General features: G+C 61.1%; 10 protein-coding genes. 8 read left to right on the forward strand and 2 right to left on the reverse strand.

Features of this window, described 5'->3' with window-relative positions:
• Positions 1-447 (forward strand): riboflavin synthase (locus VHX65_00255; GenBank protein HEX3996963.1); only part of this gene is annotated, 447 nt, incomplete at its 5' end.
• A gap of 143 nt (positions 448-590) precedes the next feature.
• Here VHX65_00255 and VHX65_00260 read toward each other — a convergent pair.
• Positions 591-1,853: a hypothetical protein gene (locus VHX65_00260; GenBank protein HEX3996964.1), complete on the reverse strand. Its 1,263-nt coding sequence runs from the start codon at positions 1,851-1,853 to the stop codon at positions 591-593.
• 461 nt (positions 1,854-2,314) lie between these two features.
• Between VHX65_00260 and VHX65_00265 the strand changes: the two genes are divergently transcribed.
• Both VHX65_00265 and glgB read left to right on the forward strand, forming a co-directional pair.
• Positions 2,315-2,944: an RNase H family protein gene (locus VHX65_00265; protein HEX3996965.1), complete on the forward strand. Its 630-nt coding sequence runs from the start codon at positions 2,315-2,317 to the stop codon at positions 2,942-2,944.
• Positions 2,945-3,355: 411 nt separating this feature from the next.
• Entirely contained in the window at positions 3,356-5,380 is a 2,025-nt protein-coding gene (gene glgB, locus VHX65_00270; GenBank protein ID HEX3996966.1) for a 1,4-alpha-glucan branching protein GlgB, read from the forward strand.
• Positions 5,381-5,518: 138 nt separating this feature from the next.
• Here the strand turns inward: glgB and VHX65_00275 are convergent, their stop codons facing one another.
• Positions 5,519-8,251, reverse strand: a complete 2,733-nt coding sequence (locus VHX65_00275) for a hypothetical protein (GenBank protein HEX3996967.1) — start codon at positions 8,249-8,251, stop codon at positions 5,519-5,521.
• Positions 8,252-8,882: 631 nt separating this feature from the next.
• Here VHX65_00275 and topA point away from each other — a divergent pair.
• From topA to VHX65_00300, 5 genes are all read left to right on the forward strand, one after another.
• On the forward strand, positions 8,883-11,642 hold the full coding sequence (topA, locus tag VHX65_00280; protein ID HEX3996968.1) for a type I DNA topoisomerase: 2,760 nt from the start codon (positions 8,883-8,885) through the stop codon (positions 11,640-11,642).
• A 489-nt stretch (positions 11,643-12,131) separates the two neighbouring features.
• Positions 12,132-12,446 (forward strand): hypothetical protein, encoded by a 315-nt coding sequence (locus tag VHX65_00285; GenBank protein ID HEX3996969.1) that lies wholly within the window; start codon positions 12,132-12,134, stop codon positions 12,444-12,446.
• A gap of 330 nt (positions 12,447-12,776) precedes the next feature.
• Positions 12,777-13,112: a hypothetical protein gene (locus VHX65_00290; GenBank protein ID HEX3996970.1), complete on the forward strand. Its 336-nt coding sequence runs from the start codon at positions 12,777-12,779 to the stop codon at positions 13,110-13,112.
• Complete coding sequence (locus tag VHX65_00295) at positions 13,113-13,733, forward strand: hypothetical protein (protein HEX3996971.1); 621 nt, start codon at positions 13,113-13,115, stop codon at positions 13,731-13,733.
• Between the two features lie 3 nt (positions 13,734-13,736).
• Positions 13,737-15,299: a radical SAM protein gene (locus VHX65_00300; protein HEX3996972.1), complete on the forward strand. Its 1,563-nt coding sequence runs from the start codon at positions 13,737-13,739 to the stop codon at positions 15,297-15,299.
• The last annotated feature ends 22 nt before the right edge of the window (positions 15,300-15,321 follow it).

Genomic DNA, 15,321 nt, shown 5'->3' on the forward strand with positions numbered 1-15,321 from the left:
GCCATCCATGTTCAGACACTTTCGTTCCAGGCGGGCGAGGAAACGCTAAGGCGCACCAATCTCGGCCGCCTGCGAGCAGGCAGTCCGGTAAATCTCGAACGGTCGCTTGTGCTTGGCGACCGGCTCGGCGGCCATTTGGTCACCGGCCACATCGACGGCCTCGGCACGCTCACCGAACGCCGCGACGACGGCGATTGGTCGACCTGTTGGTTTCAATCGCCGGCGGATCTAATGCAGCAAATCGCGCCGAAGGGATCGATTGCCATCGACGGTGTGAGCCTGACGGTGGTCGGGGCTCTCGACGATCGCTTCAGCGTAGCGCTGATTCCGCACACGCTCGCCGCCACGACGCTCGGCCAATTGGCAACCGGCGACACCGTGAACCTCGAGACCGATGTGCTGGCAAAATACGTCGAACGTCAGATTGGGGACAGGCTCCCGACTTAGGCCCGGCCGAATAACATCCGCTTTTGAACCCCTCACCCTACCCTCTCCCGCAAGGGGAGAGGGGTCTGTGGAGAAGTTATTGTTCGGCCAAGCCTCAGGCGACAAGACGCGGCAGTTCGCTTGCGGTTTCGCGCGTCGGCCAATCATTGTTCGTCGGAATGGCGATCGGTCGATTCGCCGCGTTGGGTGAGCCACAGCAGAAGCTGAAACATCAAGAACACGCCGAATACGCCGCACATCACCCACGGCCAAGGCCGCAGGATCGCCGCCAGCGCTTGCCAATGATTGGCATTCGCGACGGCGTCCAATAGGGCCAACACGACGATTGCCCCCAAGCCGATCAGCAGCAGTCCGCAGCCGAGCGACGTCATCAGGCCCTTGAAAGTCCCTTGTTCGGTCGGTTGTTCGTGTTGCACTTCGATCGTTCGGCCGCGGACGAGGCTTCGCGGAATCGCGTCGCTCAGCTCGATGTCGCGAATGGCTTCGATCCATTCGGCGGGTTGCTCGCGGTCGTGGATCGCGCGCGTCAATCGCCGAAGGGCGGCTGCTGCTGGGGCAAACACCTCGTCGTTTTCGATCGTCGACGAATCATCCTCGCTGGCCGGCTCGGCCGCGGTAAGCGGCGAATCACCCTCGCCCGGCGGCGACAATTCGAGCCGATCTTTCGTGCCGACGATCCTGAGCCAGCCCCCCTGGAAGTCTTCGGGGGGGAGAATCGACCAACGAATTACGCCCGTTCCTTCGCCCGCCATTTGCACCGTCAGCGTGGCATAAGCGGAATCTGGGCTGGGCGTGGGGGGCCACGCCGGCGAACCGAGCACGCCGACCCGCGTCACGTCGCCCACCAATGCACGAATCAAATCGATATCGCGGGCAAAATGGGCCAACACCGCCCGGCGGCTGCGATCCTTTGCCGTGCGCTCGAAAACGAGCTGCTCGATCTGGCCGATCGGCGATCGCTCCGGATCGCGAAGCAATTGGCGGAGCTGCGCGATCGCCGGCGAAAATCGGGCCGGCAGATACGGCAGCACCATCCCGCCCGATTCGCGGCGAATCATGTCGATTTCATAACAAGCCAACACGGAATTCAGCACCGGATGGGCAACCAGCAGCGGCACCTCTTCCTGAACTAATTTGCGAAGCTGCTCGGTGCGCAATTCTTCGGCATCGCCGTCAGCGGTAGTGCCTTGCCCCGGCGAAGCGACCACGACCGCATCGCACTGCCCACCGGCCAAGAGCGATTCCCATGGCACTTCCTTGATCTTGCGGATTCCAACCGCTTCAAGCCTTGTCCAAGCGCCCTGTGGCAGATCGCAAACGACGGCAATTCGGTGTTGCGGATCGCGGGCAGCCGCCGCAGCGATCGCAAGCGTTTCGTCGTCGAGGCCGAGAAGTGCGAGGATCAAGGGGAGGCGAGAGGTGAGGGGCGAAGTGAGGGGCGAGGCGCGAGGGGCGAGGGGTTAGGGGTTAGGGGTTAGGGGCGAGAACGTCGGCGCGGCTGGTTCGGAGGTTTGATCTACTGCCGCCATTCTAACGGCGAACGAGCCGGCCGCACATTCTCTCCCCTCTCCACTTCGCGGGAGAGGGGCCGGGGGTGAGGGGGCAGTGACTCGAAGGCAAACCATTCCATTTGTTCCGGCGTCAAGCTTGGAATCGGCAGCATTGGCTGCAACCACGAGTGCTTAATTTGACGCATCGAAGCAACTAGGCGGCAGCGTTTGGCATGCTAGTTTAATTTGGTAAAACTGGTGAAGCTGCGTTGGGCGTGCCGATAAGTAAAAGCGGTTGGGCGTCTTGGCCTACATCCTGAGGGCCGCGGCGTCCAGACTTTGGTTTCCTCCCCACCAAACGTCCAAAGGCCTTTGCTATGAGCGCCACTGCGCCTCATTTTCTGTTGTTTTCTGAATCGCGTCGTCGCTCGGCCAGTTCCCCGCCGAGCGACTGGCGGTTCGTCTTGCAATCGCTGGACGGTTCGAGCCGGCTCGAAGCAGCCGACGCCGAACCGGCCCTCGGCGGCGAGCGGCTAGAGCTGCTGGCCGTCGTTCGCGGCCTGGAAGCGCTCGAGCAGCCGTCTCGCGTCACGCTTGTGACTCCCAGCAAGTATGTCGCCCGCGGGTTGAGCTACGGCTTGTCCGATTGGCGCGAAAATGATTGGAACTGGGAACATCATGGCCAAATGGTGCCGATTAAGAACCGCGATCTCTGGCAGCGGTTGGATCGGGCATTGGCATACCACCGGGTGCAATGCCGAGCGACGGTGCCGAACGAACCACCAGCCGCGGCCAATGCCGACGGCCATGCGGTTCGATCGCCGGACCCTCAATCGACCGCGCCGGTCGGCGGAATCGACCAGTCGGCCAGTCGTCCCGACAATTGGGTCGGCGGATGGCTCGATAGGATCGCGGCAGTCTGGGGTCGGACGATTGCATTCTTCCGCCGTTTGAAAGAGTGGTGGACGGAAATGGAAGCGCCCCCCAGTTGGTGGCGAGTTTCCTGATCGCCACGATCGGCCGATCTGCGATTGTGCCATTGCTTTGGCCTGCGGCCGGACGAGAATCGGGCCAGACGGCGACGCGGCGGCGAATGACCGACGCCGCGGAAAAAATCAAAGTTGGAGTTCACGCTTTGGCGTGTCGCCGAAGACACGCTAAAGGCGTGAACACTGACAAGGCCGGCGCGCGAATTGCACCGGCCGGCGAACGAATTTGATAGGAGCACTAACGTGCCAAACCCCATAGAATCCGATAAGCTGGGCGCGCTGGCGGAAGGCCGCTACGAAAATCCGTTCGAAATCCTCGGTCCGCACGAAGTGATCGAAGGGGGGCGGAAAGCCCTTTCGGTTCGCGCGTTCTTGCCGGCGTCGACCAAAGCGTGGGTCGTCGATCAGGCCCATGCTTGGAGCCGGCCGATGCAGAAAATCCATCCTGCCGGTTTCTTCGAAGCGATTTGTCCCTTGATTGACTCCTCACGCCGAGATCTCTACATGTTGCGAATTACCGATGCAAACGGCGAGCAAACCACCACGCACGATCCGTATGCCTTCGAGCCGCTGTTGACCGGCTACGATCTGCACCTGTTGGGCGAAGGACGCCATTGGCGAAGCTACGACCGGATGGGGGCCCAACTGCGAACGGTCGACGGCGTGGCCGGGGTGAATTTCGCCGTCTGGGCGCCGAATGCAAATTCGGTCAGCGTCATCGGCGATTTCAATTCGTGGGATGCCCGGCGGCATCCGATGCGAAAGCATGTCCCGGCCGGCATCTGGGAACTGTTCATTCCGGAGCTGAAAGAAGGAACGATCTACAAATATCGCGTCAAACACGGAGCGTCGGAGGTTGAAAAGTCCGACCCGTATGGTTTTGCCGCCGAGCTTCCGCCTCGCACCGCCTCGAAAGTCGTCGATCTCGACCGCTACCGTTGGGGCGATCAGGGCTGGGTCGCCAACCGGCCGCAATACAATTCGCTCGAAGCGCCGATGTCGATCTACGAGGTGCACCTGGGAAGCTGGCGCCGACCGGGCGACGACCCGAAGCGCTGGTTGCCCTATCGCGAGCTGGCGCATCAACTGGTCGATTACTGCAAGGAAATGGGCTATACGCACCTCGAGCTTTTGCCGGTGAGCGAGCATCCCTTCTCCGGCAGTTGGGGCTATCAAACCGTCGGTTATTATGCCGCCACCAGCCGCTACGGCTCGCCTGAAGATTTCATGTATTTCGTCGACCTATGCCATCAAAACGGCATCGGCGTGCTGATCGATTGGGTGCCGGCGCATTTTCCGCGCGACGGCCACGGGCTGTTTCGCTTCGATGGCACCTGTCTCTACGAGCATTCCGACCCGCGGCAAGGCGAGCATCCCGATTGGGGCACGCTGATCTTCAACTACGGCCGGACCGAGGTGCGCAATTATCTGCTCTCGAACGCCTTGTTCTGGCTCGACAAATATCATATCGACGGCCTGCGGGTCGATGCCGTGGCATCGATGCTCTATCTCGATTACAGCCGCCAAGAGGGGCAATGGATTCCGAACGAATTCGGCGGCCGTGAAAATCTCGAAGCCATTTCGTTCATCAAGGAATTCAACGTTCTGGCGCACGAGCATTTTCCCGGTGTGCTCACCGTCGCCGAGGAATCGACCGCCTGGCCGAGCGTCTCGCGGCCGACGTATGTCGGCGGGCTGGGCTTCAGCCTGAAGTGGAACATGGGCTGGATGAACGACACGCTTCGCTACATGCGCCACGAGTCGATCCACCGCAAATACCATCAAGACGAGCTCACGTTCAGCCTGATCTACGCCTTCCACGAAAATTTCGTGCTGCCGCTCTCGCACGATGAAGTGGTGCATGGCAAGGGCGCGCTGCTGAGCCAGCAACCCGGCGACCTATGGCAGAAGTTCGCCAATCTGCGGCTGCTCTATTCCTACATGTGGACCCATCCGGGCAAGAAGCTGCTCTTCATGGGCGACGACTTCGGCCAATGGAACGAATGGAACTACGAAGAAAGCCTGCAATGGCATCTCTTGCAATGGCCGGCGCACCAGGGCCTGCAGAAATGCGTCGCGGATTTGAACCGCATCTATCGCCGCGAGGCGGCCCTGCACCAAGTGGATTTCGATCCGGCCGGCTTCGAATGGATCGATTGCCACAATTTCAACGACAGCGTGTTGATCTATATTCGCCGGGCGAAGAATGCGAACGACTTTTTGATCGTGGCTTGCAATTTCACGCCAGTGCCGCGCATGGCCTACCGATTCGGAGTGCCGCAAGGGGGCTGGTACGAAGAAATCTTCAACAGCGATTCGACCTTCTACGGCGGCAGCAACCTGGGCAACGGCTCCGGCCTCCGAGCCAGCGAAACAGAGAGCCACTGCCGGCCCTATTCGCTCGAAATCGTGCTCCCGCCGCTTAGCGTCAGCGTGTTGAAACCGCGCGGCTAATAACGCCCTCGCCGATAATGCAGGAATTCGGTAGCCCGCAGCGCAAGCGAGGAATCATCTCACGTTGCCGGAGGGTAGATCGGCGCCCAGGCCAAAAGACAAAACTTCTTTGCTAGCGCTACCGGCTTGAGAACCGGATCATTCATCGCCTTCGTCTTCGGGCGGGGCGGCGGGGCCGCTGCTCGAGCCGGCAAGTTGGGCGGGAGTCGCTACTAGCTTGAGGCCGAGATCCCGTTCGATTGCCCGCAGCTTGGCCTGCCTGGCTTCGTCGGCAAGGGCGCGGGCCGCCGCGCCGGCTTGCCCGGCGTCTCGCTGTTCGAACGCCTCTTGCTGGGCTTTCAGGAACTGTTGACGGAACACGTCTTCCGGCGGGTCGATCGACTGCACCTGCACCACATAGGCAATCGTTTGCGGTTGATTGAAGGCTTCGGTGGTCTTGCCGACGTCGGTCGTAAACACCGCACGCATGAAATCCTCCCCGGCAAGATCCAGGCCGGAAATCTGCGTGATTCCGATCGTCGGCCGCATCGAACTGCCCATGGGCGTGTTGCCGATCGTGAGCCAATGGAAAGGGCCGATCGTCGGCACGGTGACATTCGCCCGATTCAAGAAGATGTCCTTCAGCGATGCGCGGCGGTTATTCGCGTCGTCGGCGTCCTTCTTGGCCTCGGCCAGCGCCAACTTGCGGGCCTCGATCACCTTCCAGGCACGCACCACCTCGGGCTTGGCGTCGGCGAATGTCGGAACATAGGCCGCGGCGTAGTCGGTCCGCCACCAGAGATACGAAGTCTTGCCGTCGGGCGACATTGACTGAGTGGGCACGTACGAAGCCAGGTTCGGATCGAAGGCCGTCTGAGTGAAGTAGGTCACCCGCCTGACAATTTCATTGAATTCCATCGACTTGCCCAATTCGGTTTGCTCCTCGGCTTCTTCGGCCGAGAGCGAGCCGGTCGATTCGAACGTCATACCCGAGCCTTTCGCAGTGGCGGCGAAATCGGGGGCCTCGGGCTCCTCGGCCGGCGGCTTGCCGTCGCCGATCCAGGCCGAGACGGCCCGGCCGTAGTTTTGCACCTGGGTGCGGATTTTTTTCAAATTGTCGTTGATTTCGCGTGCGGCTATTTCATTGGCAAGGGTCGAACGAATTTCCGCACGCAGTTTCGGATCTGACAACGATCGGAATTCATCGGCGTTCGACGATTCGCTGCCAGCTTTGGGCGTTTCAGCTTTTTTTGGCGATTCGACCTTTGCGGGTCCGGTTTTCGCCGGTTCGGTTTTCGCCGGTTCAGCTTTCGCCGGCTCAGCTTTCGCGGGCGTAGCGGGCGGGGTTGTTTTTGCGGGCTCAGGCTTTGCCGGCTCGGTTTTGGCAGCAGTTGCTTTGTCGGCAGCGGCTTTGTCGGCAGCGGCTTTGTCGGCAGCAGCTTTGTCTGCCGTGGCTTTGTCTGCCGTGGCTGTGTTGGCAGCGGCTTTGTCCGCAGCGGCTTTGTCCGCAGCGGCTTTGTCGGCGGTCTTTGCCGGTGAGGTGGGTGCCGGAGGGGTATCGGTTTTTGCCGCGGGTGGCGGCGTGGTTGTGGCCGGACTGGCCGTGTCGGCTAATGCCAGCAACTCATTGTCGGCAAAGGGGTGAATTGCCGGTCGAGAATCCGAGGATTTGTCGGAGGCCGGCTTGTCGGCCGCCGGTTTATCGGTGGTTTTATCGGTCGCCGGCTTGGCGGGCGGCGGGGCGTTCGTCGCCGGTTTGGCCGGTGCCGCGGGGTTGGCCGGCGTCTTGCCGGCATCGGGTGTTTTGGATTTATCGTCATTCTTCGGCGTTGCGGGCTTTGCCGTATCGCCCGCCCTTGGTTTCTCGTCGGCCTTTGGCTTTTCAGTTGCCTTCGACTTCTCGTCCGTCTTTGGCGGCTCCGTGGCCTTCGGCGATACGGTCGCCGGTTTTTCGCTGCTCGGGGTAAGCGACGATTCGTCGAACGTCGATTTGCGATAGCTTTCCTTGTTCTGCTGGTAATAGTCGTCGATTTGTTTGTCGGTGATCTGTGCCTCGTCGGCCTTTGCCAACTTGTCCTGCGGGGCCTTGATGTATTGGAATTTGGCCCGGGCCGGCATCATGAAACCCGGATCGGGAAATTGCGGCTGCGGGAGTCGATCCTTGAACTGGTCGAACAGCTTTTCGAGTTCGTCGTTGCCGGGCGTGGGCACTTGGTCGACGAAATCCTTCACCGCCACCGGCACCACCTGCACGGTCGCCTGCCGGTTCAGCCGGCTGAAATAATCCCATCGCTCCTCGGGCGTGTTGTAATCGACCGAATCGTTGAACAGCAGCGATGTGAAATAGCGGACACGGAGTTCGAATCGCAGGGCGTCGAAAAGTTGGTCCGACAGCATCGACGGCGAACCGCGGCTATCGCCGACGGCCTTCAACAGAATGGCGCTCTTATCTTCCTGACTCAGCGCGTTGCCCGACACGCGGTTGATGAAGTTATTGATCGACGCGTCGCTGACGCTCATTCCCAGCAGCTCGGCCTTCTTGTCCAAAACCATCGATTCGAGGATGCCGCCTTGCGACTCCGGCTCAAACAGAATGGGCCGAGTGTCGCGGTCCATTTTGCCGATATCGGCGGCCTTTTCGTGCAAGAGGGTCAAGAATTTGTTGATCCGTACGCGCCACGTGAGCTTGCTGCTGACCTCGGCCTGCGTAATATCGCCGTAATTCCATTTGGCGAGCAGGGGGACCTGGCCCGGCCCGCTCCCATTGTTGGCCCGCCCCATCAGCGACGGCCCGACGCACACGAAAGCGAACATCGACAACAGCGTGATAAACGCCAAAGCGATCTTATTGTTCTTGCGGAAGATGGCAAAAGGATTGTACGACTTGGCCATTGCGATGATTCCTTGCTCGTTGCGACCGGATGTCCCGTGATTCGGAGCTGCAGAGGTCCGAAGATGTGGTTACCGGAAGATCTCTATATTGAAAGCGCGGGCTGGCGCGGGCTGTCTGAAAAGGTTGCGCCGCAAACGAGGCCCACGCACCTTCGGCGGCGACCGGCGAAACCGAATACTCCTGCACCCCCCGTTTCGCTTGGCCTCCAGACCGATGCTCGGAAGGCCGCGGGCGATCGGTTCGTGGCCCACCAACGTCTCCGGACGCGCTTGGCATCCGGCGGCCGGTCGGATACATTGCCGAACACCAGTCAGCATATCCGCTTACGGCCGGTGCAAGCTAGGAATTCTACCGGTGGCCGAGCTAAATGCAATCCCAATCGGCGGCGGGAGCGGTGGCCGCATCGCCTGTTGCCGGCAGCAATTGCAGCGATCAGACCGGTTCTGGGGGTACCCGCCGCGACGGATCGCATAGAATGCAGCGGTTGAGCCGAAGCGCCGCAGGGAAAATGAACAATCCCCCGGCCAACGGCGATATTTAGTGACAACATTAGTAGGTCAGGCTTTCTAGCCTGAGCGACGAAAAGACGAATCCATCAGGCTGGAAAGCCTGACCTACGAAAGATTCGGCATGGCAAAGAAAAAGGCCGCTAACGGCTCGACCAAATCCTTGGTGATTGTCGAATCGCCGGCCAAAGCGCGCACGATCAGCAAGTTTCTCGGCCGCGGGTTTACGGTCGAGGCCAGCATCGGGCACGTTCGCGATCTGCCGCAGGGGGCCAGCCAGATTCCCGACGCCTATCGCGATCAGCCTTGGTCGCGGCTCGGCGTAAATGTGGAAGAAGATTTCGAGCCGCTCTACATCGTTCCCCCCGGCAAGGCGGCCCATGTGCGCAAGCTCAAAACGCTCGTAAAGCAGGCCAAGGACCTGTATCTGGCAACGGACGAAGACCGCGAAGGGGAAGCCATTAGCTGGCATTTGAACGAACTTTTGCAGCCGCGGGTGCCGGTGCATCGGCTGGTGTTTCACGAAATTACGAAAGAAGCGATCGAAAACGCGCTGGCCCATCCGCGGCAAATCGATGCCGATCTGGTGCGGGCGCAAGAAGCCCGGCGGATCGTCGATCGGCTCTACGGCTACGAGGTGTCGCCCCTGCTGTGGAAAAAGGTGCGGCCGAAGCTCTCGGCGGGACGGGTGCAAAGCGTCGCCGTGCGGCTGATCGTCGATCGTGAGCGGCAACGCATGGCATTTCACGCGGCCAGCTATTGGGACCTGCTGGCCACGTTTGCCACGGCCGAAGGCGAACAGTTAGAAGCGACGCTCGTCGAAGTCGATGGCCGCGAGATTCCGGCCGGCAAGGATTTCGATCCGGCCACCGGCCGCCTGAAGTCGGGCGAAAAGGCGCCGCTGGTGCTCGACGAACAAGCGGCCAACCAATTGGCCGACCGTTTGAAGCAAGCCCAATTCCGCGTCGCATCGCTCGAGGCCAAGCCCTACACATCGAAACCTTATCCGCCCTTCACGACGAGCACCTTGCAGCAAGAAGCCAACCGCAAGCTCGGCTTCACCGCCCGGCGCACGATGCAAGTGGCCCAAAGTTTGTATGAAAACGGCCATATCACCTACATGCGCACCGACTCGACCACGCTCGCCTCGGTGGCCGTCGAGGCCGCGCGCGAGTTGGTCGCCAAGGAATACGGCCCGGAATTCCTGCCTCCCTCGCCGCGCGTTTATCAAACCAAGGTAAAAAACGCCCAAGAGGCGCACGAGGCAATTCGCCCCGCCGGCCATCCGTTCGACTTTCCCGAGCAATTGCGCGACAAGCTGAGCGCCGAGGAATTCAAGCTCTACGACCTGATCTGGAAGCGCACCGTCGCCAGCCAAATGACCGATGCTCGCGGCACCCGGCTGACGATGCGAATCGCGGGCGAAAGCACTGGCGAAGCCAGTGGCACACGGGCAACTTTTCAGGCCAGCGGCAAGACGATCGAATTCCCCGGCTATTTTCGAGCCTACGTCGAAGGTTCCGATGATCCGCAGGCCGACCTTGCCGAGCGCGACGCCGTGCTGCCGGCGGTCGAACGCGACGAAGCACTGGCCTGCCGCGAACTTCTGCCCAAGGGACACACCACACAGCCCCCCGCCCGCTTCACCGAGGCCACGCTCACCCGCTCGCTGGAAGAAATGGGCATCGGCCGCCCGAGCACCTACGCATCGATCATCGACACGATCCTGGCCCGCGAATATGTCGTCAAGCGCGGAACGGCTCTGGTGCCCACATGGACGGCGTTCGCCGTCTCGCAACTCTTGGAAAATCATTTGCCGAGCTTGGTCGATTACCAGTTCACAGCGCAGATGGAAGACGATCTCGATTCGATCAGCCGCGGCGAAAGCAAGCGGACCGAATATCTGCGGGGCTTTTATTTCGGCGATAGCTCGGGCGTCAACCCGGCCAATGGCTCGCCGGGCCTCAAGCCGCAGCTTGAAAACAAAGTCGAGCAAATCAATGCCCGCGACGTAAGCCGGATCACGATCGGCCAGCCCGAAGGGCAAGAGCCGATTTTCGTTCGCGTCGGCCGCTACGGCCCCTTCGTCGAGCAAGGCGAGCGCAAGGCGAGCCTGCAAGACACGATGGCCCCCGATGAATTGACCGTGCCGGTCGCGCTCGATTTACTCAGCCGGGCGCAGCAGGCGGAAGAGCCGCTGGGCATCTGCCCGGATACGGGCCGGCCGATCTATTTGAAAACCGGGCGATTCGGGCCGTACGTTCAACGAGCCCCGGCCAATGAAGATGAAAAGCCGCAAAACGCATCGCTGCTCAAAGGCATGCGGCCGGAGGAAATCGACGTGGCCGCAGCCGTGAAGCTGCTTTCCTTGCCGCGCGAGCTTGGCCCGCATCCGACCAGCGGCGAAATGGTGGTGGCTCACAATGGCCGTTTCGGGCCGTACGTGAAATGCGGCACGGAAACGCGTTCGCTGCCGGCGGGCATGTCGCCGCTCGACGTGACGTTGCCGCAAGCGCTCGAGCTCTTGGCCCAACCGAAGGCGCAGCGCCGCGGATTCGGCGCGAAGCGCGAGCCGCTCAAGGTGCTCGAAGGCGTATCGCCGGTCACGCAGCAGCCGCTACAGGTGTTCGACGGCCGCTATGGATTGTATGTCACCGACGGCGTGACCAACGCATCGCTGCCGAAAAACAGCACGGCGGAAGAAGTGACGCTCGACGTGGCCCTTCGCCTGCTGGCCGACCGCGCCGCCGCTGGCCCGACGAAATCGCAACTCCGCAAAGCCGCCAAAGCCAAAGCCGCGGCCAAGCCCGCCGCCCCAAAGAAAAAAGCGGCGAAGCCGAAAGGCGCCGCCAAAAAGCGCGCCAAGAAAAAAGCCGCCACCTAAGACCGCGTCGCTTCTCCCCCAAGCCCGGGGAAGGCCCCACGCGTCTTCTAATTGAGCCCGCTTTCATCGGCCTTCCCCGGGTTCGCGAAACCATCTTAGCCGCCGTCAAACCGTCGAAACGGTTGACGCTCTCTTCGCAACGCAACACGCTATGGCGTGTCGCCTGGACGCGAAAACAGTTGACGGCCTGCCTTGCCGCGAAAGACAATGCGCGGAGTTATGCTGTGGAATCGAGCAGGGTTGGCGATGGAGACGCATCAAGCTATTAGTCGGCCAGCGGTTTGCCCCGCATGCGGAGCCGACTTCTCCGGCGCAAGAAGTGGCTGCTGGCTTTGCGGTTGGAAGGCGGACGACCCGCTCGATCCGGCCAACCGAGCCCCGTTCAAATGGACGTTCAGTCTGAATTCGCTGTTTCTTTGGATAGCCCTGCTTGCCGTTTTGATGGGCTTCGCGAAGTTGTCGTTGGAGATCGGAATCGCGCTTGCGATCGTGTTCATCCCCGCGGCAGTGAACACCGCCGGCATGGCCGGCTATCGGCAACGCAAATTGGGGCGAACGATGACGGTGCCGGAGAAGCTAGGTGCGTTTGCCCTGTCGGTCGGTGCTTTTATTTTCATCGCGGCGATCATTGTATGCGCTTCGGTTTGCACGGTGTTCGTGGGCGAGGCAGCATCGCACATGCCTGATGGAACGGCTGGTGTTTGCTGCATACTTTTTGAATTAGCTTTCCTCGCCGGCAGCATTGCCGCGGTGCTCGCCGTGGGCCGACAAGTTCTTCGCGGCCTCTGGAAAGCCCTGTGCTAGCGCGCGATCCACGGCGCAATCAACTACTTGGGGCGCGATATGCCGTCGAATCCACCCAGCGACCAGCGGCGGCCAAACGATCGGCCGGCGACTTGTCCCGAATGCGGAGCGGAGTGGCGGGGCGATGCCGACTCGTGTTGGCTTTGCAAGCGGAAACTGGGTGGCCCAGTCGGTCCCCGCGGGAACCAGAAAATTTCACAGGCGGCGAATCCGTATGCGTCCCCCGCCCCGCCCCGCGGCGAGTTGGGTTGGACGTTCAACCTCAGCACGCTGTTTCTTTGGACTGCGCTGGCGGCGGTGATCGCGGGCGTCGTGCGAATTGCGCCCGGCTTGGGAATCGCGCTGGCGGTTGTAAGTATTCCGGCGGCATTGCATTCCGTCGGTGTCGCGGCGTATCGGAGACGCAAATCGGGAGTCGCGCTCAGTGTTTCAGAAAAAATTCTTGCGTTTGTGGCTTCGTTTGCGCTCTTCCTTGCAATTGCCATCGCAATCTGGATCGCGGCAATTGGGGCCCTTCTTGTAATCTGCCTGTCGTCGGTGGCGCCAAGCGGAAAAGGCGCCGCAGGCACGGAGCTCGTCGTGATCCTCGTGGCAGGAACCGGCGTTGTCTTCATGCTCTCGTTTGCGTTTTTCATTGTTCGTGGCCTCTGGCGTGCGAAACGTTGAATGGACGCGAATCAATCCGCGGATCGGCCCGCCGTGTGTCCTGAATGCGGGGCCGCGTTTTCCGGCGAGGGAACCTACTGCTGGCTCTGCGGTTGGCGGACCGGCGATCCGGTCTCGGCGGACCCGAAGCAACGGGCCAAACCGCGACGTAATCCTCATGTCGCGCTGCCGAATACCGGAAAAAGATTGCAATGGACGTTCAGCCTCAGCACGCTATTCCTGTGGACGGCATTGATCGCCGTGGTGATGGGCGTGGTGCGAATCGCACCGGGCCTGGGCATTCCGCTCGCGGTGCTGAGCCTGCCGGCGGCGTTGCAAACGACGGCGATCGCGCTGAATCGCAGACGTCGATCCGGGATGCCGCTTACGCTCGGAAACAAGATCGCCGATTTTGTAGAATCGATGGCCATGGTGATCGTCTTCGCGGCCGTCAGTGTTTTCACGGCGATTGCGGCCTTTGTTGCGACCTGCACCGCGACCGGGTTTAGCTTCGTCGGCTCCGTGTACCACGGCAACGGGGGAACCTTGTTCACGTGGGTTGCCGCAATCGCTGGCGGCACTATGTTTCTCGGCCTTTTCGCGTTTTTCTTTCATCGCGCGCTCCATCGAACTGGGGATTGATCCATGCGACTTCGCGAGCATCGTTTTTTGGGGATGACGCAGAGCTTGTGCCCGGAATGCCTCGCCGTCGTGCCGGCAAAGATCATCGTCAAGGACGAGTCGCGGGTCTATTTTCGCAAGCGCTGTCCGACGCACGGCGTGCGCGAAGATTTTGTGTGCTCCGATGTGTCGCAATTCGATCGGATGGAGTTCAGCTTGCCGGGCAAGGCGCCGCTGTTCGGCGTCGAACCCGACAAAGGCTGCCCGCTGGATTGCGGGCTGTGTACCGAGCACGAGCAGCACACGTGCGTCGGACTGGTCGAAATCACCGCCGCTTGCAATCTATCGTGTCCGGTCTGTTATGCGGCCAGCGGGCCGGGACAAAAACATCTTTCGATCGAGGAATGCCGGCGGGCCATCGATCGGCTGGTGCAAGTCGAAACGCGGCCGGAAGTGCTCCAGCTTTCCGGCGGCGAGCCGACGATTCATCCCGATTTTTTCGAGATTCTCGAATATGCCTGCGCTCAGCCGATCGATGTCGTGATGATCAATACCAACGGCATCCGGCTGGCCCACGATGCGCCATTCCTCGAACGCCTGGCCCGCTACAAGCATCGGCTCGAATTCTATCTTCAGTTCGACGGCTTTGACGACGCCGTTTATCGAACGTTGCGCGGCGAGCCGCTGGCGGAGATCAAGCGGCGAGCAGTGGAGAATCTCGGGCGACATGGGCTGCGCACGACGCTCGTGACCACGCTGCAAACCGACGTGAACGAGCATGAAGTCGGTGCGATCGTGCGGTTCGGGCTCGCCCGGCCGTGGATCACGGGGATCAGTTTTCAACCGGCGACGTATTCCGGCCGCGTCGTGCTGCCCGAGAGCCTGGAGCGGAGGATTACGTTTCCCGATGTGATCCGCGAGATCGCCCGGCAGACCGACGGCCTATTTCACAAAGACGATTTTCTGCCGCTGCCGTGCGCCCATCCGAATTGCCACAGCCTGGGCTACGCCTATCGGAGCGGCGGCCGCGTCGTTCCTTTGGCGCGATTCATCGATGCCCGGAACCATTTGGAATTGCTGGCCAACGGGATCACGTTCACGCGCGTCCGCGCCCGCGAATTGATCGAGCAGTATTTGGGCAGCCAGAGTTGTTGCGGCGGCAAGTGTGGGCCGGAAAACGGAACTGCGGATGCGAACAATTTGGTTTCGATCGGCGGATTGAACGGCAGCGCGGTTGGCACGCGGCCAGGCGAGATAAGCGATTGTCGAATCGCGAGCCCGGCCGAAGCGGAATCGCTTGCCGAAGAGTTCTTTCGCCGGGCGACGGCCGAGCAGCTAGCGCCCGAAGACGTGTTCCGGATCACGATCACGTCGTTTTTGGACGCCTACAATTTCGACGTGCGGCGGCTGATGAAGTGTTGCATCCACCACGTCTTGCCGAGCGGCCATGTGATCCCGTTCTGTGCCTACAATGTTCTCTACCGCAACGGCCATGTTCCTTTGCCGACGCTGCGAACGCTAACGGCGTTGGCGGCCGGTGATCCGCAAGGCCGGTCGGAGCCGGAGCGAGCCCAGTTTTCGGCATGATTTATCGGTTCCAGGCCGCACA

This window comes from Pirellulales bacterium (assembly GCA_036267355.1).
GTDB lineage: Bacteria > Planctomycetota > Planctomycetia > Pirellulales > DATAWG01 > DATAWG01.